At 50.2% G+C, this 24,728-nt stretch carries 22 protein-coding genes and 1 other RNA gene; 13 read left to right on the top strand and 10 right to left on the bottom strand.

The features are described 5' to 3' along the window. Positions 1 to 76: 76 nt before the first annotated feature. Positions 77 to 1,678, top strand: coding sequence for an L-aspartate oxidase (nadB, locus tag SANT_RS05465; RefSeq protein ID WP_025421294.1), 1,602 nt, complete (start codon positions 77 to 79; stop codon positions 1,676 to 1,678). 435 nt (positions 1,679 to 2,113) lie between these two features. Here nadB and SANT_RS05460 read toward each other — a convergent pair whose 3' ends face one another. Together SANT_RS05460 and SANT_RS05455 are read right to left on the bottom strand one after the other, a co-directional pair. Next, positions 2,114 to 2,719 carry a lytic polysaccharide monooxygenase auxiliary activity family 9 protein gene (locus tag SANT_RS05460; RefSeq protein ID WP_025421293.1) on the bottom strand — a complete coding sequence of 202 codons (606 nt, stop codon included), beginning with the start codon at positions 2,717 to 2,719 and terminating at the stop codon, positions 2,114 to 2,116. A 507-nt stretch (positions 2,720 to 3,226) separates the two neighbouring features. Beyond that, positions 3,227 to 3,970, bottom strand: a complete 744-nt coding sequence (locus SANT_RS05455; RefSeq protein WP_025421292.1) for a tRNA1(Val) (adenine(37)-N6)-methyltransferase — start codon at positions 3,968 to 3,970, stop codon at positions 3,227 to 3,229. Between the two features lie 114 nt (positions 3,971 to 4,084). On the opposite strand from SANT_RS05455, the gene srmB reads away from it, so the two are divergent. Then, positions 4,085 to 5,428 carry an ATP-dependent RNA helicase SrmB gene (srmB, locus tag SANT_RS05450; protein ID WP_025421291.1) on the top strand — a complete coding sequence of 448 codons (1,344 nt, stop codon included), beginning with the start codon at positions 4,085 to 4,087 and terminating at the stop codon, positions 5,426 to 5,428. A 568-nt stretch (positions 5,429 to 5,996) separates the two neighbouring features. Here the strand turns inward: srmB and grcA are convergent. Next, entirely contained in the window at positions 5,997 to 6,380 is a 384-nt protein-coding gene (gene grcA / locus SANT_RS05445) for an autonomous glycyl radical cofactor GrcA (RefSeq protein WP_025421290.1), read from the bottom strand. Between the two features lie 318 nt (positions 6,381 to 6,698). On the opposite strand from grcA, the gene ung reads away from it, so the two are divergent. Next, complete coding sequence (gene ung, locus SANT_RS05440) at positions 6,699 to 7,382, top strand: uracil-DNA glycosylase (RefSeq protein WP_025421289.1); 684 nt, start codon at positions 6,699 to 6,701, stop codon at positions 7,380 to 7,382. 301 nt (positions 7,383 to 7,683) lie between these two features. Here ung and grpE read toward each other — a convergent pair whose 3' ends face one another. Continuing rightward, the gene (gene grpE / locus SANT_RS05435) at positions 7,684 to 8,271 is read right to left on the bottom strand and encodes a nucleotide exchange factor GrpE (protein ID WP_025421288.1); all 588 of its coding nucleotides are present in this window, start codon (positions 8,269 to 8,271) and stop codon (positions 7,684 to 7,686) included. A 124-nt stretch (positions 8,272 to 8,395) separates the two neighbouring features. Between grpE and nadK the strand changes: the two genes are divergently transcribed. The 3 genes from nadK (at position 8,396) to bamE (ending at position 11,490) form a co-directional block, all read left to right on the top strand. Next, entirely contained in the window at positions 8,396 to 9,274 is an 879-nt protein-coding gene (nadK, locus tag SANT_RS05430; RefSeq protein ID WP_025421287.1) for an NAD(+) kinase, read from the top strand. 87 nt (positions 9,275 to 9,361) lie between these two features. Beyond that, the gene (recN, locus tag SANT_RS05425; protein WP_025421286.1) at positions 9,362 to 11,023 is read left to right on the top strand and encodes a DNA repair protein RecN; all 1,662 of its coding nucleotides are present in this window, start codon (positions 9,362 to 9,364) and stop codon (positions 11,021 to 11,023) included. 113 nt (positions 11,024 to 11,136) lie between these two features. Then, positions 11,137 to 11,490 carry an outer membrane protein assembly factor BamE gene (bamE, locus tag SANT_RS05420; protein ID WP_025421285.1) on the top strand — a complete coding sequence of 118 codons (354 nt, stop codon included), beginning with the start codon at positions 11,137 to 11,139 and terminating at the stop codon, positions 11,488 to 11,490. A 121-nt stretch (positions 11,491 to 11,611) separates the two neighbouring features. On the opposite strand, the gene SANT_RS05415 is transcribed toward bamE, so the two are convergent. Together SANT_RS05415 and SANT_RS05410 are read right to left on the bottom strand one after the other, a co-directional pair. Then, positions 11,612 to 11,896, bottom strand: coding sequence for an RnfH family protein (locus SANT_RS05415; RefSeq protein ID WP_025421284.1), 285 nt, complete (start codon positions 11,894 to 11,896; stop codon positions 11,612 to 11,614). Continuing rightward, complete coding sequence (locus SANT_RS05410) at positions 11,889 to 12,323, bottom strand: SRPBCC family protein (RefSeq protein ID WP_025421283.1); 435 nt, start codon at positions 12,321 to 12,323, stop codon at positions 11,889 to 11,891. The genes SANT_RS05415 and SANT_RS05410 overlap by 8 nt, the downstream gene beginning before the upstream one ends. Positions 12,324 to 12,482: 159 nt before the next feature. Here SANT_RS05410 and smpB point away from each other — a divergent pair, with 159 nt between their 5' ends. The 3 genes from smpB (at position 12,483) to SANT_RS05400 (ending at position 14,828) form a co-directional block, all read left to right on the top strand. Beyond that, a complete protein-coding gene (gene smpB / locus SANT_RS05405; protein WP_025421282.1) occupies positions 12,483 to 12,965 on the top strand; it encodes an SsrA-binding protein SmpB in 483 nt (160 codons plus the stop codon). 45 nt (positions 12,966 to 13,010) lie between these two features. Beyond that, positions 13,011 to 13,393: a transfer-messenger RNA gene (ssrA, locus tag SANT_RS23245) on the top strand. A gap of 202 nt (positions 13,394 to 13,595) precedes the next feature. After that, on the top strand, positions 13,596 to 14,828 hold the full coding sequence (locus SANT_RS05400) for an integrase (RefSeq protein ID WP_025421281.1): 1,233 nt from the start codon (positions 13,596 to 13,598) through the stop codon (positions 14,826 to 14,828). A gap of 39 nt (positions 14,829 to 14,867) precedes the next feature. On the opposite strand, the gene SANT_RS22860 is transcribed toward SANT_RS05400, so the two are convergent. Next, positions 14,868 to 15,620 carry a hypothetical protein gene (locus tag SANT_RS22860; protein WP_025421280.1) on the bottom strand — a complete coding sequence of 251 codons (753 nt, stop codon included), beginning with the start codon at positions 15,618 to 15,620 and terminating at the stop codon, positions 14,868 to 14,870. Between the two features lie 125 nt (positions 15,621 to 15,745). Between SANT_RS22860 and SANT_RS23240 the strand changes: the two genes are divergently transcribed. The 4 genes from SANT_RS23240 to SANT_RS05385 all read left to right on the top strand — a co-directional run bounded on the left by SANT_RS23240 (position 15,746) and on the right by SANT_RS05385 (position 18,544). Then, on the top strand, positions 15,746 to 15,958 hold the full coding sequence (locus SANT_RS23240; RefSeq protein WP_071881999.1) for an AlpA family transcriptional regulator: 213 nt from the start codon (positions 15,746 to 15,748) through the stop codon (positions 15,956 to 15,958). A 121-nt stretch (positions 15,959 to 16,079) separates the two neighbouring features. Beyond that, positions 16,080 to 16,838: a hypothetical protein gene (locus SANT_RS05390; protein WP_025421279.1), complete on the top strand. Its 759-nt coding sequence runs from the start codon at positions 16,080 to 16,082 to the stop codon at positions 16,836 to 16,838. 141 nt (positions 16,839 to 16,979) lie between these two features. Then, on the top strand, positions 16,980 to 17,552 hold the full coding sequence (locus tag SANT_RS23235; RefSeq protein ID WP_071881998.1) for a recombinase family protein: 573 nt from the start codon (positions 16,980 to 16,982) through the stop codon (positions 17,550 to 17,552). Positions 17,553 to 17,866: 314 nt separating this feature from the next. Beyond that, the gene (locus tag SANT_RS05385) at positions 17,867 to 18,544 is read left to right on the top strand and encodes an inovirus Gp2 family protein (RefSeq protein ID WP_025421278.1); all 678 of its coding nucleotides are present in this window, start codon (positions 17,867 to 17,869) and stop codon (positions 18,542 to 18,544) included. An 83-nt stretch (positions 18,545 to 18,627) separates the two neighbouring features. Here the strand turns inward: SANT_RS05385 and SANT_RS23785 are convergent, their stop codons facing one another. From SANT_RS23785 to SANT_RS05370, 3 genes are all read right to left on the bottom strand, one after another. Next, complete coding sequence (locus SANT_RS23785; protein WP_237234654.1) at positions 18,628 to 19,428, bottom strand: hypothetical protein; 801 nt, start codon at positions 19,426 to 19,428, stop codon at positions 18,628 to 18,630. Positions 19,429 to 19,588: 160 nt separating this feature from the next. Next, positions 19,589 to 23,440, bottom strand: a complete 3,852-nt coding sequence (locus SANT_RS05375; protein WP_025421277.1) for a hypothetical protein — start codon at positions 23,438 to 23,440, stop codon at positions 19,589 to 19,591. A gap of 170 nt (positions 23,441 to 23,610) precedes the next feature. Then, positions 23,611 to 24,675 (bottom strand): DUF5677 domain-containing protein, encoded by a 1,065-nt coding sequence (locus SANT_RS05370; protein WP_148296243.1) that lies wholly within the window; start codon positions 24,673 to 24,675, stop codon positions 23,611 to 23,613. Positions 24,676 to 24,728 lie beyond the last annotated feature (53 nt).

The following is a 24,728-nucleotide window of genomic DNA, read 5'->3' as shown; positions in this document are numbered from 1 at the left end:
TAAGCGGTACAGCCGGGCCGCATTGGGTGGTACCATGACCAAACAGTCTTTTCTATCGGAATGCACACCATCCGCTATGCAACCATCAACTGAATACACCACCGATGTCCTGGTCATCGGCAGCGGTGCGGCCGGGTTATCGCTGGCGCTGCGTCTGGCCGGACACTGCGAGGTCATGGTCCTGAGCAAAGGTCCGTTGGACGAGGGCTCTACGCTGTATGCCCAAGGCGGCATCGCGGCGGTGTTCGATGAGACCGACAGCGTCGATTCTCACGTGGAAGATACGCTGATAGCCGGCGCCGGCGTCTGCGATCGTGAGGCGGTGGAATTCATCGCCGGCAACGCCCGCCACTGTGTGCAGTGGCTTATCGATCAGGGCGTGCTGTTCGACACCGAAGCCTCGACGCCGGCCGGCGATCGCTACCACCTCACCCGCGAGGGCGGCCACAGCCACCGCCGCATCCTGCACGCCGCGGATGCGACCGGCAAGGCGGTGGAAACCACATTGGTCAGCAAAGCGGCGGCGCATCCGGGCATTCAGATTTTGGAACGCTGCAACGCGGTGGATCTGGTTACGTCCAACCGCCTCGGGCTGCCGGGTACCCGGCGGGTGGTGGGGGCCTATATCTGGAACCGCGCCGAAGAGCGGGTGGAACTGTGCCGCGCGCGCGCGGTGGTGCTCGCCACCGGCGGCGCGTCCAAGGTTTATCAATACACCACCAACCCCGATATTTCCTCCGGCGACGGTATCGCCATGGCCTGGCGGGCCGGCTGCCGGGTCGCCAACCTGGAGTTTAATCAGTTCCATCCCACCTGCCTGTTCCACCCCCAGGCACGTAATTTCCTGCTGACCGAAGCGCTGCGCGGCGAAGGCGCCTATTTGCGCCGGCCCGACGGCAGCCGCTTCATGCCGGAGTTCGACGCCCGCGCCGAACTGGCGCCGCGAGATATCGTCGCCCGGGCAATCGACCATGAAATGAAGCGGCTGGGCGCCGATTGTATGTACCTCGACATCAGCCATCGGCCGGAGGCGTTTATCCGCCAGCATTTCCCAACCATTTATGACAAGCTGCTGACGCTGGATATCGATCTGACTCGCCAGCCGATCCCCATCGTTCCGGCGGCCCATTACACCTGCGGCGGCGTCATGGTGGATAAACACGGGCGCACCGATCTGGACGGTCTCTACGCTATCGGCGAGGTCAGCTATACCGGCCTGCACGGCGCCAACCGCCTGGCCTCCAATTCACTGTTGGAATGTTTGGTCTACGGCTGGTCGGCGGCGGAAGATATCCTGCGCCGGCTGCCGACCATCGCCCAGGTTCGCCAGCTCCCTCCGTGGGATGAAAGCCGGGTCAGCAATTCCGATGAAGAGGTGGTGCTGCAACATAACTGGCACGAGCTACGGCTTTTTATGTGGGACTACGTGGGCATTGTACGCACCACCAAGCGGCTGGAGCGGGCACTGCACCGCATAGAGCTGCTGACGCGCGAAATTGACGAGTATTATTCCAATTTCCGCATCTCCAATAATTTACTGGAAGTGCGCAATTTAGTGCAGGTGGCCGAGCTGATTGTCAAAAGCGCGCTGCTACGCAAGGAGAGCCGCGGCCTGCATTTCACCCTGGATTATCCCGCTATGCAGCCTGACCCGCAGCCCACTATCTTGCAGCCCTGATTGAGATTATCACCTGTTGAAGACTCGACAGGTGATGATTTTCCGGTTTGCTATTGCATCATAGCGTAAGGGTCGGTGTAAAACGGCCCGCATGCTGTTGCGTGCCGAGATCAAAAACAGAGAGGGCGGCGCATGTTTGGATTGCAAAAGGCCATGAATTATAGGGCATGGCGTCCATTAGCCAATATCGTCCCTTTGGCGTTAATGTATTTCCCCCTTGGTTGCCAGCTTGTCAATTTTCCTACCTGCAGCGCCATCCTGACCATGTCGCTCACTTAATTAGGAGAAGCTAATGACGCGGCAGGTTATTGACGCTAAACATGACGGCATGCGATGTCGGTGAAATAGTGCTTAAAAATGCCTCCAGCGCATACCGACTCGGATAACGTGGTTATTGCCTTTTATTTTAAAGCGAGCAATAACCGGAAGTCATCATCAAACAAAATTAACATCGATGACCTGATAAAAGGCTCTGGCGGTGTTTGCAATTTCCCATACGCCAAGAATAACATGGTAGCCTTTTCTGTCGGGCATGGGAACTTTGTGAACCGTCCCGGCGGCACTGGGGGTCAATTCATCGGCATATTCCCAATGCGGCTGCTGCGGGTTTTGCACCATGAAAAAGGGCTCTTTCTCAAATTGAGCGCGGCTTAAGGGTTCATTAGGGTTCCAACCCTCTTTAGTGATAAAATAATTCCAACGTCGCGTGGCGTGTGTTGCGGTATAGTGCCACGTGAAATCCACAACTGAATTCGCTTTTATTTCATTCTTTTCCCAGCGGTCTTCACCGTATTCATCCAATTTGAGCGGTGCGGTAGTCGTACCGCCATCCGTGAAACCGGCACTGGCAATCTGTCCATCCTGCGGCGGGAGGGCATTAAGTTCATCGGTAGGGGCGAATTTATCGGCCAAACCCGCCTGCGTTTCGGGGAAAAACTTTCCACTCTCTAACGCATTTGCCCACCATTGTCCCATCTTTTCAGACCGTGATTCAGGAAAAGTGATGCGACCATGTCTAATCATATCATTATTTTTACCCATAATTATCCTCACTATTATATTAATGAATTACTTAATTTGTTAACAACATTTCAGCGCCGGTTAAGGGGCAGAATCATAATGCCGTGACGGAGATATTAAGACATCAAGCCCATGCTCATTCCATGATGACAGGACTGCACCAGCCATAAGCCTCATTACTGTCAATAAAATTATGGCTTGCACCGTTGCTTGCTTTATTTTAATCGTCGCCGCAGTAGATTTAGCGGCATAACCCGGTACGAGGGAAATTCATACCCGCGGCGCCTAAATTTGAACAATCTGTATATTTAACCGGAAGATAAAGACAGAGAAATATTTTTTAAGGCACTCACAACGTGTTATTTCTCAAGCTTTATGGCTTATCGATAGATAGGAGTGAATACGCAATAGTAATAATGTCCAGGGGCAAATAAACACGGGCAGGCTGCCCCTCCACCAATGCGTCATGCAGGGACCGGACGGAAACAGCACACTGCCGCGCAATGGTCATCTACAGCGGCTCGGCGGTTAGAACGCCAGATAAAAATCTCCGGCCAGGGTGCGAAACGCAGGCGACCCTTCCCCGTTCGGGTCGCGCAACGTTAGCGTGTCGTGAATTAACGCCACCGGCCGGCGCGTCAAGGCCAGCAGCAGCCGGTGCGGGCGCAATTCCGCTCTGTCGCTGACATCGGTACGCCGCTGTAGCCACCAGCCCTGGGCCAACGCGCGGGCTATGAGCGCCTCGCCGGCGGCGTACGGCAGGATAAGCGCCAGCGTACCGTCTTTATCCAGCAGCGCGGTGGCGGCCGTCAGCAGCGCCTGATGGCTCAGACTCTGCGTATAGCGGGCCCGCGCGCGCGCCGGGGTGGCGCAGGCCGGCCCCGCATCAAAGTAGGGAGGGTTGCTGACAATGGCCTGATAGCGCCGCGACGTTCTGCCGGCGTAGGCGCAGATGTCGCCCTCGACAGCGCAGAGGGACATCGCCCAAGGACTGGCGGTAAAATTGTCTCGCGCCTGGCGGCAGGCGTCCGAATCCAGTTCGATCGCATCGATCGGAATGGCGCCGTGCATACGCTGCGCCAGCATCAACGCGACCAGACCGCTGCCGGTGCCGATATCCAGCGCCCTGCCCGCCTCAATAAGGGGTGCCCAGGCGCCCAGCAGCACCCCATCGGTGCCGACTTTCATCGCACACCGATCGTGGGCGACAAAAAAGTGTTTAAAAGTAAATCCGTCCCGCCGCAGCGGTTTAGTGACGGCAGTGGGTAGCATAGTCATCTGGCTCCTGCAGGCATATACCTCTACTTTAAAATAAACTGACACGCACAAACAGATGAAGATTACGCAGGATCCGTCTATAATCTGCGCCCCAACCAGAGGTAGCCCATGACTGTAACCCAATTTTCCGAACTCGAGCTGCACGAAGACCTGCTCGCCGCATTGAGCGACAAGGGCTTTGAGCGTCCCACCGCCATTCAGGCTGAAGCTATTCCGGCGGCCATGGACGGACGCGATGTATTGGGTTCGGCGCCGACCGGTACCGGCAAAACCGCCGCTTATCTACTGCCGGTCTTGCAGCATCTCCTTGATTTCCCTCGCAAGAAATCCGGTCCACCCCGCGTGCTGATCGTCACCCCCACCCGTGAACTGGCGATGCAGGTAGCGGAGCAGGCCAAACAACTGGCCGCCCACACCCATCTGGACATCGCCACTATTACCGGCGGCGTGGCCTATATGAATCATGCGGAAGTGTTCAGCGAGAATCAGGATATCGTGGTGGCCACCACCGGCCGACTGCTGCAATACATCAAGGAAGAGAATTTTGACTGCCGGGCGGTAGAAACGCTGATTCTGGACGAGGCGGACCGTATGCTGGACATGGGGTTTGCCCAGGACGTCGAGCAGATCGCCGCAGAAACCCGCTGGCGCAAGCAAACGCTATTATTTTCGGCCACGCTGGAAGGGAACGCGGTCAAGGATTTTGCAGAACGCCTGCTCAACGATCCGGTCGAAATCGACGCTGCGCCGTCGCGCCGTGAACGCAAAAAAATTGTGCAATGGTATTATCGCGCCGACGATCTGACGCACAAAACCGCGCTGCTTTGTCACCTGCTTAAACAACCCGACGTCAGCAAAAGTATCGTATTCGTCCGCAAACGCGAGCGGCTTCATGAGCTGGTGGGCTGGCTGCGTGATGCCGGCATCACGCCCTGTTATCTGGAAGGGGAGCTGGTTCAGGCCAAGCGTAATGAGGCCATTAAACGCATGACCGACGGCCGCACCAACGTGCTGGTAGCAACGGATGTTGCGGCCCGTGGCCTGGATATTGACGATATCAGTCATGTCATCAATTTCGATTTGCCCTCAACGCCGGATGTCTATTTGCACCGTATAGGCCGCACCGCCCGCGCCGGCCGCAAAGGCTGCGCCATTTCGCTGGTGGAAGCGCACGATCATTTGCTACTGGGCAAAATCAGCCGTTATCTGAATGAACCGTTAAAAGCGCGCACGATTGACGCGCTGCGCCCCGCCACGCGCGCGCCGTCGGAAAAGATGACCGGCAAACCGTCGAAAAAGGTGTTGGCGAAGCGCAAGGAAAAGAAAGAGCAGGCGCGCACGAAAGACAAAACCAAAGTACGTTTGCGCGCTAAAAAGAACATCGGCAAACGCCGCGTGCCGAAAGCGGCGCCGGACGCGGCCAGCGACAGCAAGCCGGAAAACGGCGCTTAAGTCACACTGAACCGTGGCGCGGCGGTATGCTGATAAAAACACCACCCGCCACATTATCGTGGCGCGCGAGAGAGGCTAAATCGGGCTGAAAGCTGCGCTTTCGCGCCGTTCGCGCGCCATCCGCCGTCAAGGTGTCATTAATCGTTAGTGAAAGGTAACCGTCATGTTGCAAGGGTGATACCCATCAAATAAAATCCCTGTTTTTCATTGACCTACACCTCATCTGGCCGCATTTGACGACATGGTTACTTTTACCCCAGCGGGGCGCTTTTGCCGCTGGATGTCTCGGCGGTTAACGCCATTTAATAGCGCTTTTCGGCGTTTATCGGCGCCGCGCCACGCCAAGCGCCGCTTACGGCTGTCAGCATTCAGCTTTGTGAACGCCGCCCGGCGTATGGTTATGGCCTATGCCGACGCCGCTGGCCCGCGCCAAGCGTCGGCAATATCCCGCTCTCGATGTAAAAAAGGGGGCCCATGGCCCCCTTATGCGGGTGAAAAGCAACGCTATTGCATTAGGACTACCGCCGGGGGCCCGCGAGGCCCCCGTTAGGCGCGTGACAAGCGGCGATTACATACTTTCGGTAAAAGTACGGGTAATAACATCTCGCTGCTGCTCAGGCGTGAGCGAATTGAAACGCACCGCATAGCCCGACACGCGGATAGTCAGCTGCGGGTATTTTTCCGGGTTCGCCACGGCGTCTTCCAGCGTCTCGCGGCTCAGCACGTTGACGTTCAGGTGCTGCCCGCCTTCAACACGCACCACTTCCTTCTGCTCAAGGGGAATTTCGCGGTAATCAAATTTGCCCAGCTCCTGCAAAGGAACCACTTGGTCGTCGGCATAACCGGCAACGGCGGCCAGACAGCGGGCTTGATGGTTAGCGTCATCCAGCAACCAGAAAGAGTTTACCAGCGCTTTGTTTTCAGCTTCGGTAATTTGTATTCCGATAATCATTGATGCCTCCGTGGTAGGGGTGCCATACGGCGTCCAGACGCAGGCCGTTCAACATTTAGCCTACCTGGACATTTGGTAAAACCAATTTCTAAAACTGATTATACACCCGCCAACCGGGGCCGATACTTTGATTTAAATCAATGTCTGGCGGAAAGTGGCGGCATTGTTGGGCAAATTTATTGATTTAGGTCAATTTAAAGCGGCCGCTGAACGCCAACCGCTGGGCGAATTTTCCCTCCGCCGCCAGCGGGAAAACGTTTAACCCACGAAGAGAAAACGTTAAGCTTAGCCCATGTCGTCACTATCATGGAGCGTATCATGACGCAAATGCTCACCTGGCGCGATGCTCTCGCGCAGGAAAAAACCCTGCCCTATTTTCAGGAAACGCTGGCCTTTGTCGCCAGGGAACGCGCGGCGGGAATTACCGTCTATCCGCCGGCCAAGGAAGTATTTAATGCTTTTCGTTTCACGGAGTTGGATGCGGTGAAAGTCGTGATCCTCGGCCAAGATCCCTATCACGGTCCCAACCAAGCCCATGGCCTTTCATTTTCCGTCAAGCCGGGCGTGCCCGCCCCGCCCTCCTTAGTCAATATCTATAAAGAGTTGGCCAGCGACATTCCCGGTTTTGTTATACCCAAACATGGCTGTCTGCAAAGCTGGGCGCAACAAGGGGTGATGTTGCTCAATACGGTGCTGACGGTGGAAGCGGGAAAAGCCCATTCCCACGCCAGTCTGGGTTGGGAAACGTTTACGGATAAGGTCATAAAGGTACTCAACACGCACCGTGAAGGGGTTGTGTTTTTACTGTGGGGGTCCCATGCCCAGAAAAAAGGCATGATTATCGACCCGAAACGCCACCATGTGCTTAAAGCGCCGCACCCCTCGCCCCTATCCGCGCATCGCGGCTTTCTCGGCTGCCACCATTTCTCCCAGACCAATGCCCTGCTGACGCGTCAAGGCCAACCCGCTATCGACTGGACGCCAACGCTGCCGCCCGCCTAACGGCGGATCCAGTCCGGGCGCCACGTTCAGAAGTAAAGCGGCTATTATCGTCTGTGCGAACTTCGCCAGGCAGCCTGACAGAGAAAGTACCTTTTAGAGGAGAGGAAGGAAACGTCGGATCGATCCTGATGGGCACGGCGGTTGTGGGCTGCAGTAGCACAACCGGTAACCTGTTTTAGCCGCCGATGAGAACGCTACCGCCGGCAGATAGCCTCGGGGGCGATAGCGTGCATCCCCGTTTCCGCCAACGGCGCTGTCGGCGTAGGCTCTCACGCCGCGCGCGGCGGCGTGAGAAAAGATATCAGCTCTTCGCTTTTGATACCGCCACCATCGCGGGGCGGATAAGTCGGCCGTTGAGGGTGTAGCCTTTTTGCATCACCATCATCACGTGATTAGGCTCGTGTTCGTCGGACTCCAGCATGGTCATGGCTTGATGTACTTCCGGGTTAAACGGCACGTGCGTGTCACCCACCACATCAAGACCGAATTTGCGAACGGCATCCAGCAACGATTTGAGCGTCAGCTCGATGCCTTCGATAGTGGACGCTAGCTCGCTGTTGGTTTTATCCGACATGTCCAGCGCGCGCTCTAGATTATCGATAACCGGCAACAGTTCACCGGCAAAACGTTCCAGGGCAAATTTATGCGCCTTCTCGACATCCTGTTCGCTGCGGCGGCGCACGTTTTCCATTTCCGCCTTGGCGCGCAGCACGCTATCGCGCTCGCGCTGCTGTGCCTGCGACAGCGCGGTCTCCAGTTCGGCAATACGCTCATCTCGCGGATCCACGACGTCAACCGTCTCGGGCATCGCTTCCGCCTGCTGCCCTTGCTCCATTTCACTCTCTTGTGAGACTTGCTCGTCAGGGGTGTTCTGTTCTTTACTACTCATCATGAGTTTTCTCCGCGGTTCAGCATTATTCTCGCTAGTCCGATTATTATGGGGATGAATAGCGGGGATTCAAGGGATGACGCATAATGAAGCTTGCAAAAATACGCCGGGGATCAGCAATCAAATGACTACCACTTTTCACACTATCGGCATCGTCGGCCATCCGCGTCACCCCAATGCGCTGGCCACGCACGAAACGCTTTACCACTGGCTCAACGAGAAAGGGTATCACGTCATCATGGAACATCAGATCGCCCGCGATCTGGCGCTGGATCAGGCCATAACCGGTAGTTTGGCCGATATTGGCCAGCAGGCCGATCTGGCTATCGTGGTGGGCGGCGATGGCAACATGCTGGGCGCGGCACGCATCTTGGCGCGTTATGATATCAAGGTCATTGGTATCAACCGCGGGAACCTTGGTTTTTTGACCGACCTCGATCCCGACTCGGCGCTGGCGCAATTATCGGACGTGCTGGCGGGGCACTATCGCAGTGAAAAACGCTTTTTGCTGGAAGCCCAGGTCTGCCGGGGCGATGTCTGCGGCCGGCTGAGCAGCGCCATTAATGAGGTGGTGCTGCATCCCGGCAAAGTGGCGCATATGATTGAGTTCGAGGTCTATATTGATGATACCTTTGCGTTTTCCCAGCGCTCCGATGGCCTTATTATCGCCACGCCTACCGGCTCCACGGCGTATTCCCTCTCCGCCGGCGGGCCGATCCTGACGCCGCTGGTGGACGCCATCGCGCTGGTGCCGATGTTTCCGCATACTCTCTCATCACGACCCTTGGTCATTAACGGCGGCAGTACGATACGCCTGAAGTTTTCCCAACTGACGCCGGATCTCGAAATCAGCTGCGACAGCCAGATAGCCTTGCCTATCCAGGAAGGTGAAGAAATTTTCATCCGCCGTAGCGACTACTATCTCGATTTGATTCATCCTAATGATTATAACTATTTCAATACGTTAAGCAGCAAGCTTGGCTGGTCGAAAAAATTATTCTAAATTTTTGCCGGCACAGCTTTACTGTATAAAAAACCAGTTTATACTGTGGTTAATCACAGCTGTGTGTTTATATACAGGAAGGCAACTATGCTGGCTCAACTGACCATTGCCAATTTCGCTATCGTGCACGCGTTAACGATTGATTTTCAGTCGGGAATGAGCGTGATTACCGGTGAGACCGGCGCGGGGAAATCCATTGCGATCGATGCGCTCGGTCTGTGTCTGGGCGGCCGTTCCGAGGCCAGCATGGTGCGGCCCGACGCCGCGAGAGCGGACATCTGCGCACGCTTTTTACTTAACGATACTCCCTTGGCCGCCCGCTGGCTGGCGGATAATGCGCTGGATAACGGCAATGAATGTTTGATGCGCCGCGTAGTGAGCCAGGACGGCCGCTCACGCGGCTTTATTAACGGTACGCCGGTGCCGCTCTCACAATTGCGTGAACTGGGCCAGTACCTGATTCAAATCCACGGCCAGCATGCCCACCAGCTGATGTTGCGTCCCGATCACCAAAAGCGGCTGCTCGACGCCTACGCGGGTGAAAAAGACCTTCAGCAGGCCATGGCGGCCGCCTACCGCCAGTGGCACCAAAGCTGCCTGGATCTGGCCAGCCTGCGCCAGCAGGCCGCAGAACGCGACGCCAGACGCGAGCTGTTGCAATATCAATTGAAAGAGTTGAACGACTTCGCGCCGGTCGCGGAGGAGTATGAGCAGATCGATCAGGAATATAAGCGGCTGGCCAACAGCGGACAGTTGATCACCGCAACCCAACAAACCTTGGAGCTGTTGAGCGAAGGCGAAGAGACCAATTTACTGAGTCAGTTGCACACCGCGAGGCATGTGATGAGCGAACTGGTCACGTTGGATCCCGCCTTGTCCGAGGTGATGGCGCTGCTCGAAGACGCTGCAATTCAGCTCACCGAAGCCAGCAATGAACTGCGCCATTACGGCGACCGCATCGATCTTGATCCCGGACGCCTCCATGAGCTGGAGCAGCGTCTGTCTCGGCAAATCAGCCTGGCACGCAAGCATCATGTGCAGCCGGAAGCCCTGGCGCAGCACCATCAGCAGCTCTTGCAGGAGCAGGCGGCGATGGCGCAGTACGATGCCAGCGCCGGCGCGCTGGCCGAGGCGGTGGAGCGCCATCATCAACAGGCGATGGATCTCGCCCGCCAGCTCCACCAGCGCCGCGTTGAGCACGCCGGCAGTTTAGCCGGCCACATTACCCACAGCCTACGCGATCTTGCTCTGCCGCACGGTAAGCTGGCCATTGACGTGCACTTCCAGCCAGAGCAGCTTAACGCTGACGGCGCCGACCGCGTGGAGTTCATGGTGACGACCAACCCTGGGCAGCCGCTTCAGCCGCTGGCGAAAGTGGCCTCCGGCGGCGAGCTGTCCCGCATCGCGCTGGCGATACAGGTCATTACCGCCCGTAAAATGGACACGCCGGCGCTGATCTTTGACGAAGTGGACGTGGGCATCAGCGGGCCTACGGCCGCTATCGTGGGCAAGATGTTGCGTCAGTTGGGTGAATCCACTCAGGTCATGTGCGTGACGCATTTACCACAGGTGGCCGGTTTCGGGCATCATCACTTTTTCGTCAGCAAAAATACCGACGGCAGCGCCACACAAACGCAAATGCAGGCGCTGGATAAAAAAGCCCGTCTGCAGGAGCTGGCACGCCTGCTGGGCGGTAGCGAAGTCACTAAAAACACGCTGGCGAACGCCAGGGAGCTACTCGCGGCCTAGAAAAGCTCAACTTTTTTCTCATCCTGCGGTCATAGATGGGCCTTGCAGAGGTTCCCAACGCCGGCAAGGTCTATTATCATCGGCATCCTATGCCCAAAAGGAATGTGATTATTATGAGCTGTAAGACGTTGACTGCCGCTGCTGTCGTTATGCTGATGTTTACCGCCGGTTGCTCCGTGTTCGAGAGAGTGGTTTATCGTCCCGACATCAATCAGGGTAATTATCTGACCGCAGCTGACGTCGCCAAAATCCACACCGGCATGACAAAGCAGCAGGTAGCCTACACCCTTGGCACCTCAATGATGAAAGATCCGTTCGGCTCGAATACCTGGTATTACATTTTCCGTCGCGAACCGGGCCATGAATCCGTCACGCAGCAAACGCTGACGCTGACCTTTAACAGTAGCGATATTCTGACCCATATCGACAACAAACCGACGCTGGAAGGTCCCAGCACCAGTCAATAAGTGGTGTGTTTTTAGCCGGCAACAGTGCGGCAGGACAATGGCTTTAGGCCGGCTGGACACAGGGCCTGTACGGCGCTAGGGAACGCCTGCCGTTGCGCAGGCAGGAAATAACGGCGGCGGGTTATTTCCGCGTGCGGTCCGCGCGCTGACGGCGCAGCTCCTTGGGGTCAATGAGCAACGGCCGGTAGATTTCCACCCGGTCCCCGTCACTGAGTTTGTCTTCCAGTTTAGCGGGCCGGCTGAAGATACCAACTTTATTAACGTCGAGATTGATGTCCTGCCGTAGCGCCAGCAGACCGGAGGCACGAATCGCCTGTTCCAGAGTACTCCCCTCCTGGAGCACCAGCTGCCGCAGATATTGGCGCTCCGGCAAGGCATAGACCACCTCGACCCGGATGTCAGGCATGGTAAACCTCTTTTGCCCGGCGGGTAAACGCCATGACCATGCTGTTGGCCATTTCCTTGAAAATGCGCCCAAACGCCAGTTCGATAAGTTTGTTTTTGAATTCAAAATCGAGATGAAACTCGACTTTACTGGCTTCTTCGCTAAGCGGAATGAAACGCCAATCGCCGGCAAAAGAGCTGAATGGGCCTTCTACCAAGCGCATCACAATACTTTGATTTTCGGTGATAACATTACGGGTGGTAAATGATTTACTGATGCCCGCTTTGGAGACATTCATTTCAGCGGTCAATTCACTGCCGTTCTGCTCAAGTACCCGGCTGGCGGTACACCCAGGAATAAATTCGGGATAAGCTCTGATATCATTAACCAAGGCGAACATTTGCTCTGCGCTATACGGAACCAGCGCGGAGCGCGTAATATGAGGCATAATCTTTCCTGTCTTTATCGATTCACCTTAATATTATCATTTTTCTCCACTGAGACAAAAAGACCGTTACGTGCGCTATGCCACGTCCGTGATGAAAAGCCAGTCCGGGCGAGACGAAAGCTTTTCTTCCCCGCCCTTAACTGTATAATATTGCGCACTATGACAAAGAAAAAAGCACATAAACCCGGTTCAGCCACCATTGCGCAAAACAAACGCGCCCGACACGAATACTTCATTGAACAGGAGTTTGAGGCGGGACTTTCGCTGCAGGGATGGGAAGTGAAATCGCTCCGCGCCGGGAAGGCGAACATCAGCGATAGCTATGTCCTGCTCAGGGATGGTGAAGCCTATCTTTTCGGCGCTACTTTCCAGCCGCTGACGGTGGCGTCTTCCCATGTGGTCTGTGACCCCATGCGGACTCGTAAGCTGCTGTTGAATAAGCGTGAGCTCGATTCACTGTTCGGCCGCGTCAATCGTGAAGGTTATACGGTTGTCGCGCTCTCGCTTTATTGGAAAAACGCCTGGGTGAAAGTGAAAATCGGCGTCGCCAAGGGTAAGAAAGAGTTCGATAAACGTACCGACATTAAGGAACGCGAATGGCAGCTAGACAAAGCGCGCATCATGAAGCACGCCAGTCGATAACGTTGCCGCCACGCCGTAAGTTTGCTACAATGAAATGAACAACTTGGGGCTGATCCTGGATTCGACGGGATTTGCGAAACTCAAGGTGCATGCCGAGGTGGGGTTGGCCTCGTAAAAAAGCCTCAAAAAAAATAATTGCAAACGACTCGCAATACGAATCTGCTGCGTTAGCAGCTTAATCAGCCTAATAAACTGAAGATTCCCTCTCTCCCTAGCCTCCGCTCTTAGGACGGGGATCAAGAGAGGTCAAACCCAAAAGAGATCGCGTGGATGTCCTGCCTGGGGCTGAAGCGTTAAATCCAATCAGGCTAGTCTGTTAGTGGCGTGTCCGTCCGCAGCTGACAGGCGAATGTAAAGACAGGACTAAGCATGTAGTGCCGAGGGCGTAGAAATTCCGGACGCGGGTTCAAATCCCGCCAGCTCCACCAAAATTCTCCACCGGTGATTACCAGAGTCATCCGATGAAGTCCTAAGAGCCCGCACGGCGCAAGCCCTGCGGGCTTTTTTGTGCCTGTCATTTGTCCCGCGAAGTCCGAAGAGAACTAATTAAATCCGAACCTTTTAGGCCCATTGATAGGCCCAACGAAAAGCTCTATTGTTTTCGTTGGGCCTAAACGCATGGAGACTCCCATGGCAAGAAAAACCAAGCCGCTAACGGATACGGAAATCAAAGCCGCCAAACCTAAAGATGCCGATTACCAGCTGTATGATGGTGACGGGCTTACTCTGTTAATCAAGTCCAGTGGTAGCAAGCTCTGGCAGTTCCGTTACTATCGACCTCTGACCAAGCAGCGAACCAAACAGAGCTTCGGTGCCTACCCTGCCGTCTCGCTTTCTGATGCACGTAAACTCAGAGCCGAATCTAAAGTTTTATTGGCGAAAGACATTGATCCTCAGGAACATCAGAAAGAACAGGTGAGAAATTCTCAAGAGGCCAAAACCAACACTTTCCTGTTAGTTGCTGAGCGTTGGTGGAATGTGAAGAAAGCCAGCGTAACAGAGGACTATGCCGACGACATCTGGCGTTCGCTTGAGAGAGATATTTTCCCAGCAATCGGTGATATCAGTGTCACTGAGATTAAGGCTCATACTCTGGTTAAAGCAGTGCAGCCTGTTCAGGCTAGAGGGGCATTAGAGACTGTTCGCCGCCTTTGTCAGCGTATTAACGAAGTCATGATTTACGCCCAGAACACGGGCCTGATTGATGCGGTTCCCAGCGTAAACATCGGGAAAGCATTCGAGAAACCGCAGAAGAAAAACATGCCGAGTATCCGCCCGGATCAACTTCCACAGTTAATGCAAACAATGCGTACGGCAAGTATCAGTGTGTCCACGCGGTGTCTGTTCATGTGGCAGCTTCTCACCATCACCCGCCCTGCCGAAGCTGCTGAGGCTAGATGGGATGAGATCGATTTTGATGCTAGCGAATGGAAAATTCCAGCAGCCCGAATGAAGATGAACCGGGACCATACGGTTCCACTATCCAATGAGGCTCTTTCTATTCTGGAAATGATGAAGTCACTCAGTGGTGGCCGAGAATTTATCTTTCCCAGTCGCATCAAACCAACCCAGCCGATGAATAGCCAAACAGTGAATGCAGCACTCAAGCGTGCTGGATTGGGGGGCGTTCTCGTTTCTCATGGCTTACGTTCTATTGCCAGCACTGCTCTCAATGAGCAGGGATTTCCACCTGATGTTATTGAAGCAGCATTGGCTCATGTGGACAAAAATGAGGTACGTCGCGCTTATAACCGCAGCGATTATCTTGAGCAACGTCGTCCTATGATGCAATGGTGGGCTGATTTCGTCACTAGCGCCGAAAGCGGGAATACTCACAAAGAATCTTTGCGATTGGTTGGATAACAATTCATGAACAACGCACAATGAAGTGCCTCCGGCACTTCATTTTTTTTTCTTCATTCGAACTGTATGATCAAAGGCTGCTTTAAGCGGCTCATCTTTGTAGGCCCATTGTTTCAAAGTAGTGACTAAATTTTCATACTTTAAATCAATCTTTCTCCCAAGCTGATTTTCGCTTTCAATAAACTCCCAAAGCTTATCTACAATCGCCTCTGCCGCTATGGATCTATTTTTCCATCCTCCATTTGATGGTACGTATTCGTACAGCAATTTTACCGCTTGTTCTTTTACTGGGATGTTCAATGCAGCCTTAGCCAAGCCGCCTTTAACAGCACCCTGTGATCTATACCAATCAGTCATATCCACAGTTATCATGTGACTGAAATTAATACACATTCCTTTCGCAATCTCAAGATGACTCACGGCGTTGAAAAGGGCCTGAAGTGATTCGCAATCATGTTTATTACAGAGATATATCCCTCTTTGACGCTCTCTAAGAGCACTTTCTAAGTGGTGATAGAATGATCCAAAAGCAGTATGCCACCCATCACTATTTTTTCGCTTGAGCTCAGGGTCTAAAGAAGTGAATGAAAATTTCGCTCTGAAAAAAGAGTCCTTAGATGTGAACTCATCAATGAGCTGTTCCAGAAAAAGCTGAACGTCAGGATTTTCGTAGTCCAACATGCGCCACGCTGATTCCCACGGCGTATTTTGTACCCAATCTGGTATCGTTCCACGTACATCGTCGAAGCTTTTAATCAAAAAATCGTAAATTTCTTTAAAATTCATTTCCATTAAAATCAATAGGTTAAGTAATTTAAACCTTCAATAAAAAAAACGAGAAGGCACAAATATTTTTTAAAACGCCCACATCCTTAATCTTGCTGCATCAAAAACAATATGATTCAGGAGAACAAACCATGACATCGCCAAATGTAAAGATTCTACGCCTACCCGCTGTCGCGCTCAAAACAGGTCTTGCCCGGTCCACAATTTATGACTGGATGAACCCAAAATCTCCCCGCTTTGACCCAACGTTCCCAAGACCCAGGTCTTTGGGGAATCAGTCGGTGGGATGGCTAGAGGCTGAACTTGATGAGTGGATTCTACAACGAATCCACTCCATTCCATGAAGAATTATTTTAAAGCAAATGCATAAATTAATGTCCATGTCCTTTTACGCAGCTATTTTTCTTTAATAACAAAATAGCTGCTAATTCGTAATTTTTCATTAAAAATTGCAATGGAGAACGTATGTCAAAAAAAGTTACTATCAACTTTAAAGATGAGTCACTTATTACAGCAGTAGATAATTTTTGTCACGTTAAGGACGTCTCACGCTCTGCTGCTTTCGAATTAGTAGTAAAAGCATCAGTTCCTTTTTTAAATAAAATCACTTCTTATCATTATCAAGCTAGACAGATCGAAATGATATTATTAAGACAGTCAATACATGGACATATTTCACAGATTCGAGGCACACCTGAAATCACACATGAGGAGTTTTTTCTGACTGTTTGGAACACTCACATTAAAAGTGCGCTTTGGATACCATCGATTGAAAATTCCCAGAAAAAAACCAACGATGGTTCGATGGGGACATTGGAGATAAAAAACATAACAGAACGCCTTGAAGTTCTAGTGGACACAAATAGAGCAAAGGCAGCTATACATATTCATACAGACCGAATTACAGATGACAACAGCCAGTATCTTAAAGGATATTCAAACACTATTCTTCTTAAAGAAACCTCATACGGGGAATACTACTTTGACATTAACAAAATCGTGGTATTACCTATTACTGAACTGATAATATTCGGAGTGAAAGGGGTTTTGAAAAGAAAGGATATCTATTTCTCTCACCCTTATATTTGCTGGATAAATATTTATCACACCAATAATCTCGCTGTCATGCTTCCGATCATCTGTAAAGCTGAATTACCACAATGCACGAAAAATGAAAAGAAAATCATTCTCATTAACCCATTCACCACAGGGAGCAAAAAATAATAGATGACACCTGGATTATGCAAAAACGGCAAAATGCTTAACAATTTTATCCAAAATACAAAGATGAGTGATTATTACTCTCGATTATTCTTCGTAATAAAAAAGCATCCGTATACCACTCTCTGACATGGAGCTAAAAAAATGGTCTTCCATTTTTATTTAAACTGCGCGGATACAGAGGCAGCAAGCAATATCAAGCAGCATGTTACCTTTAAGGAAATATGCAAAGAGTTTTCTATTCCACCTGATAATGTGGTGATTGAGATAGTTAATGAACAACAGCCCGTATCACATCAGCGACTACTGCATGAACTGGTAAATCATAAAGCAAACAAAGGTGACACCATTATACTGACGGGCTTAAGTAGCCTAGGAAGAAATGTTGAGGATATACTGGATATTTTATTTTTTTGTTTCAAAAAAGACATCAATATCTATTGCTATCACCCTCACACGAGAATAGAGCCCTCTTCTGAAAGCTGTATGTCTTTTCTGATATCGGTACAAACAGGGGTAGATATTCAAAACATTAAATCAAGCAGAAGTAAGCATAGAAGAATCAAGAAACCGCTTGGACGAAAAGAAGGCAGTCATCATAAACTCAGTATCTACACACTCAAATTGAAAGGATATAAACAATCAGAGGTAGCAAGAGAATTAGGAGTCAGCATATCCACAGTTAAAAGACATTGGAGCAACGGAATTATTGGTTAAATTCTATTGCCAAGTATAGCCTGTAAATACGGTTATCTAGGGTGTGGTATAAGCCCTCATAATTAAGATAACTTCAGAGTAATTTAATTCATTGTCATGAGATCAAATATAATCTCTAAAGCAAGGTATATCGCGCCTTCCGCTTTCATTATTAATACGCGATATCTATCTCATGAGCCCGGTATATGTAATATACCTCTGGTTCAGTTAGAGGTGTATCCAGTAAAGCATACTGAATGCAGATACATCATCTCATATGGGTGGCGTAATAGCTACCCATTACCTGATAACACAAATACAGCTAATGGTATATTATGAAATCACCTTATGAATTAACCGAGAAAGAATTTGAACTACTGCTAAAAACAGCAGAGAAGAAATACGATTCACCTATAGAGCGTTATATTCTTCGTAAATCTCTTGCTGTGGTATATAACACTCTTGAACACGATAATCGTATATTTGCTTGCCGTACAGACCTAAGGTTTGCTGAGGATCATGTATCTGACGATCCTGACTCGCTTGTTTGTCATCAACGGGTAGATCCGCAGGCAATAACTCGCTGCATTGAGTCGCTGAAAAGCCAGTTACGAGAGGATCACAGACGATCAGGCAGACATGGGAAACCTGCTTTACCAGCTTATGTCTGGGCCAGAGAGCGTGACACAAGCGAACATCCCCACTATCATTTGATGCTGTTGTTCAAACGGAACGTTTACGGATATCTGGGAAATTATACCAATCGCGATGCAGATAATATGGCAACGAGGATGCAGAAAGCCTGGTGTAGCGCTGTGGGTCTTAATTATCCATACTATGCAGCCTTAGCGAATTTCCCGAAGAACCAGTCGTTTAAGTTTGACAGGAGCGATGCTCTGGCTCGCTCGCCTGTTTATGTGGACTTCCTGTTGCGTTTGTCTTATCTGGCTAAAGAAAATACAAAAGATGTTCACGATGGCTACCGTAACTTTGGCACGAGCCTGTTAAAGTAGTCTACGGTTATGACAGTGTAGGTAGTTCCGTGCAACTCGGCGGTGGCCTTCTCTGCGTGGGAAGGCCTTTTTTTACGTCAGAGTTAAGTAATATGTCCCACAATCGCACAAATTAACCGGTAATCAGTTACGTAGAAGATCTCCAGGCGGCTATCAGCGCTTTGCTCACCGATAAAGAAGACCCTGGCCTTATCTTTTAATCTTTTTGCTTTAGCTTCCTGTGCCTCTGTACGAGCAGCTTCCAACTCTTTGCGTACCACAGTCCGCTTGGCTTTTGACCACTCAGCCCATTTTATGTGGATCTGATAACTTCGGGAGGATTTACGCTTTCCGAATTCGTCTTCCGCCCACTCGCCAGACAACGGGATGATGAGTTTTTCATCATCTTCAACAAATTTATTCCAGAGTAGTTCAGCATAAAAGATCTTTGGCTCCGGATAGGGCTGAATTTTACTTTGGAGCTTTTTAAACACCTCTGAGTAAGTTTGCCCCTTGATACCAGGAACGTTTAACGACATTCCTCGATCATATGGGAAGCGGATGAAGGCACGGCAAATATTGCGGATAGCATTCACTTGACGCCGGGATTGTCGTTCAGGTGAATTTCCTTCACCAAATGCTGAGGATGCTGAACGCGTCGAACAGGACTTGCTTTCATCACCTGCGATACCTGGTTCAACAACCGGGCGTTGTTCAATCAACTTTAATCCCGAGGGCATTAAACCTGGAGCACTGTCCAGTATGTTACGGACACTCTCCTTCTGACCCCGACGAATTACTGTGCTTTCAGCATCAGCATCACATTCATGATGATGTTGAATATGGCGTTTCTTTTTAAAATAGGCTCTGACTTTTTTATCTTTTTCCCATGCAGCAGGATGCATGGTTATACCACATCCCCAGCACACGTAGCCTTAAGTATCAACGCTATCCAGCAGCCAGAGATCTTCAGCCTCGACTTTTTCTCCGGTGCGTTTATCACGTGCAGATTCCATTACTTTCTCCTTAACGCAGAACGTTAGTATAGGCTAGCGCTAATAGCCTTTATTCAAACCGCTGTTCCCGTTCACTATCTTCCCGTTGTTCGCGTTCTTTTTGGCGTTCGACCCACTGAGTCATTTTTTCACAAACTACTTTGGCAGGCTCAGAAATATCTGTACGCTCGTGTTTGATCAACATACTGATGACCCCAGCTCTGACTTGCATTATGTTCGCTAGGCTACCAGTCCAGGATGATGGAGCGATGCGCTCAGCAAAAGACTCCAGTACAACTATTGGCTCAGGCGAGGCTTCTAACAATTCAATTGCAGCATCGTGTAAGGTCATTACACTCTGCTCACTTTTCTTTGACCAAAGCGTTACGCCACCAGCAATAGCAGGCCAAACGCTGGGATCATTTCTGGCACAGCACCACGCAATTAAAACGTTTGTGTTTATCTTTGCAAGGGGATAACTGCGTAAACCACCACGACGAATAAAGAACAGCCTCCTTTGTTGCTGTTCCTCGGTACCTTCAAAAATGCGATTGAGAAATGCTTCTGGCATCAACGAAACTGTCGTTTCTATAGTTTTATCAAAACCAAACATGTATCCATAGTGCTCATCAACGACACTGAAGATTGTGTCCAACCACTCTATTTTTTTTGCCTCATTGCCATCGAAACGCAACGCAGCATTGATAACTCTTTCCATGCGATAATCAATTGCCCCACCTTGATCTCTGTCGCTGTTTTGAATCCTCTGAATAGCTGCAGCGAGCCCGATCAATCGAAAGTCTGCACCTAGTGTATCTGCAGATTTATCTTTGCCATGCAGTTTCATGGAGAGCGCATGCAAAATGACATTATCTCCACTTACTTTACTTAGGAGCCGTTCAGCAAGATCGAGGACACGAACTCCCGGCAAATTGGCGTATTGTTCTCGCCATAGAATCGGCTCATACATGAAAGGACAAATGTCTGGGTCATCCAAATTCTTCATGCAGCGATCCAAATCATTTAGCGTAAATTTCCCCCAAGGATGCAAGCCAACTAATACCTGTCGAAGTTCAGGATGCTGCGCACATTGGTCGAGAAACTCCTGTGCTAACGCTGGATCGACAGAGTCGACTTCTTCAATGAAGCCACCTATGACTCCAAAATCTTTGTTAACATCTGGCTGATTTTCTATTCGTTCAACAAGTCGCTGCCAACCAACACGTAGATCATTTGCCCCCCGAGCAAGCCCTCGACCAAAGATGGCACGATAGGGCATTCCACCAACGGAGAATAGTTCTGAACCTAATTCCTCGAGCACATGATTTGATAAGGCAAAATCCTGTCCTAATTGAAGCGCTTTGGCTTCCAGCCTTTTTCCGGCTGCGGTAGATTTATTCGAATCCTCATGCTCAAAATCCGCATCCAGCACACAATAATCATGATTCGTACTCAACACATATGTCTTTATTGTCGGAATTAACTCTGTGGGCTCCAACAGCTTCTCTAAGGCAGCAAGATTGTCCGGTAACGGTTCAACATCATCTCCATCGCTATGCTTGGTATAGTCAAAGTAGATCGTTGAGCGAACGGCTTTCCAACCTTCCTCCCAAGGACTAAAAGCATTTAGTGTACGGGTCGCATCGACGAGTTTGTCTCGCATTGCTTCCTGAAACCAAATTCCCCTGAATTTGTCAGCCAGGATTGATCGTGCCGGCCTTTCAAGCTCAGGATCTCCGGATGCCGCTAATTGGATAGCAACGTCAATAAAGGCGCTGCGCCATTCGACAAGTTCATCATAGTTAGGTTCGTATCCATAGTCTCTTGATCTAGCTCCAAACTCATTCACCCCAAACCCTGACCACGTTGGGCCATCTAGGGCGGTTGAGAGCATCTTGAAGCCCAGAGATCTACGCGTAATAATGCTTGATGCAATGCATTCGTTCATTAAAGCAATACGTTGGCTTAGGGATGCATGAGTACCAGACAGATACGCCTGGAAAAACCTTGGGACCATGTTTCGAGCAGAATCCAGGTCATTATTATCGGCTTCGTCCTCTGCCATTTGAATAAGAAGCCTAGCGCATCGCTCAAAGGCGTTCGGTTCGTATGCCATCAATTGTAAAAGACGCAGAATACTACGTCGCTGCGGATTGTAGCCCGGTTCCATACCTTTGAAATCAGATGATGAGAGTACGGCCTCAATTCTGTTGAGCAATGCTTCAGGTGCAACCGGTCCGATATACCCGAGTATTCGTGACGAAATATCATTTAACTCGGCTATTCTTCCTAGCATCCCTTCAGGCTGAAGCCAAGCTTCTACAATTTCTTTCGCAACAGGATGGTCATGCAATAACCCCAGGCGATGCGAAAAAGACATTAATAAACGCTCACAATCCGGAGCTTCAAAAGTCGCCCTAAGTTGATCAACGGGAATACTGTCGAGTGCAGATGCTGCCAATCTATTAGCAATGGCATGAGGTAAGATAGCTCTCCAGTGAGATCTTTTCTGAACGATATGACGTTCCATCAGCTTCGTAACGGCTTTAAATAACTGGGTTCTGGAATACCCAAAGAGCGCCCCTAATATTTCCAGTTCATCGGTAGCAGCATCTGGACTAGATACCGAGAATGAATATACCAGTGACAATATTTCAGCTTGCTCCCGTAAATTACCATCGGGATGATTACGCTGTTCAAACAAGCGATTAAACAACTGCGCATCAGAAAGCAGAGCCAAACTCTCACCTTCTTCCACTCTTTCCGCTATAGCCAAAGCTACTCTTGCATTTCCATCTGCAAACTCAGCAATACGGCGGGCATTATTCTGACTAATAGACGCGAAGCGACGGATAAGAAGTTGCTCTGCCACCTCCGGGCCATCTGTCTCAATATGGATAACCTCAGTTGTCTGTGGTTTGTCATCCCTAATATCGTACTCGATCGTGATTAGACTTACTTCTTTTCCTGCGGCTGATACTCTACTGGCAAGCGAAGCATGAAGTTCTGATGGGCAATTATCAAGGATCATAATTGCTCGTCGGCCCTCAGCGATCAGCTTATCAAGCATTGCTGTAGCCGACGGTACTGGCTCAGAGCCAGTATCAACATACATAGCTACTGTCCGGTCAAGTGCATCTGTTCCAACAGTTTCATCAAAGAGTGCCTGAACGATTCGAGTCTTCCCAACACCAGACAATCCTGTAATACGAACCGCCTTATTCGTTGAACGAATAAGGGCTCGCATTGGGCTAATTGCTTCATCAATTTTAAGTTTTTGCCCCTTTACCGACGGTAAAGTAATGGTTACACCTGGGGCTGAGATTAAAGTATCTGTAACACCTTGTGGCGGATTGCTCCAAGCTCCGTAGGGTTGCCAACCGGAATACCCTTGCCCAAGCTTACCTTTTACCCACAGCATGACTGATGGATATTGGCGCAGCCATTGAATGAGTTTGGAACGGTCGTAGAAATCAAGATGAAGATAGCTTTTGTTAGGATCATCTTTTACTGCATCCCTCATTGCTTTGAGACGATCCGCCTTTCCTGATGGCGAGCAATCATCACCCAGGCTGACAATGATGTAGCTGCCTTGTTTTCTGGCTTGTTCAGATATGATGGGGGAAAGCACTTTGCCGGTGCCCATTTCCTTCTCAATTGTAGCCTTTGGCATCTTATGTTTCTTTGCCTGGAAGACCGTATCAGGCCTTACAAGAAAGCCTGGTTTCAGTTGATCAACTGGAACCTGAACATGGATATCAATTCCTCCGTCAGGGGCTGTAATTGAACCAGACCAATTTACACATGCTGGGCTATAGCCATGCATTGCCACTTCAGCTTCTGCTAGCCGAGCTATTAGCTCTTCTAGCTGGATATCGGAGAGCCGAAGTAATTCGTCCTTTTCAATGTCAAAGATTGCCACGCCTTCACCTTAGTAAAAAATTTTTGCCATTATTCATACTTTGAATTCACCAAAAACTGAGTAACTTCTATCCATTCTCCAAATATTCAGCTTTCATGCATCGTTCGTTTGGGTTGACATCATGTGAGTAAGATTAAAATACAACCGGCGTCATCTTCGTTTTCCAGATTTTATTCAAAATTATCAGCTTCACCTTTCTTCATTAGGGCATCAGATGCGGCAACAACTTCTTCTTTCAACTTCTCATGCCACAACCAGAGCACGGAGCTATATAGCAAACGTTGATCGTTTGGTGAAACTGAGATTATCGCCTGAGTGGCCTGTATTAAGGACAAGCTGGTGCACTGAATCGGCTCTAACAGCCCTTCATTAGATGGTCCGCATAGCAAGAGATCTTTATTTGAAAGCGATGTACCGAGCTTGAAGCCAATGCTGTCAATTCCTGCATGAATATACTGGTTGGCAAAGCCGTAGTGCGGTCGCAAAAAGTCCAGCTCGACAAATTCCTCAATATCACTAAAGCGAACCTTAGTTCTGGCACTGGGTTCTTTTCCTAAAGCTTTTGCGGCCCAACCTAATTCATTGCCGAAACCCGCTTCATACTTACCAACGATGTCATTTCTTTCGAGATCAAACCGACTTAAATCTTCTGGGGAGAAAGAAGTAAAACCCAACTCTTCACTATATTTATTATAGCGATTAGCAGCTTTTCGCCTCTGTATGCTCTGAAAATCCGTGAATCTTTTCGCCAGGTCTTCGTCGCCTTCTGCAATAAATATCAATATGGCCGTGGTTTCATGGAGCGTTCTCCAACGGGCCATTGCACCGTCTGCAAAGCCACCCTTTAGAAGATGAGATATCTCGCAGGAAACCTGGACAGCACGTGCGTGCAGTCGGGTGGTTATGTTCAGTTTTGCGGACCTTTCTCCAGAACCGGTGCGATACTCACTGTTTACCTCATTACTGATTTCAGTACAGCCATAAATTAATGCATCCAGCCGCTTTAAAGGGGACTCCCATGTTGTAAATAGTCTTCCTCTAAATGCATCTAAATTTTCGTAATGGTCCTTTAATACCTCCCCTTTAGCCTCATCCAAATACTCGAACATTTTCAACGCAACCAAATGCTTTATGTCTTCAGAATGAGTATCTAACCACTCAGCAATCTCTGCGGGAGACATATTGCCGCTACCAGCCACATCCTGTATCTGAGAAAGTACTTTTTTGTTTAACAAGTTCAGTTCCTTAGAGAGGGTCAGCACTCCGTCGACGTAGTAAGGGGGCTTTA

The organism is Sodalis praecaptivus (assembly GCF_000517425.1).
GTDB lineage: Bacteria > Pseudomonadota > Gammaproteobacteria > Enterobacterales > Enterobacteriaceae > Sodalis_A > Sodalis_A praecaptivus.
This window is presented reverse-complemented; position numbering and strand designations above follow the sequence as displayed.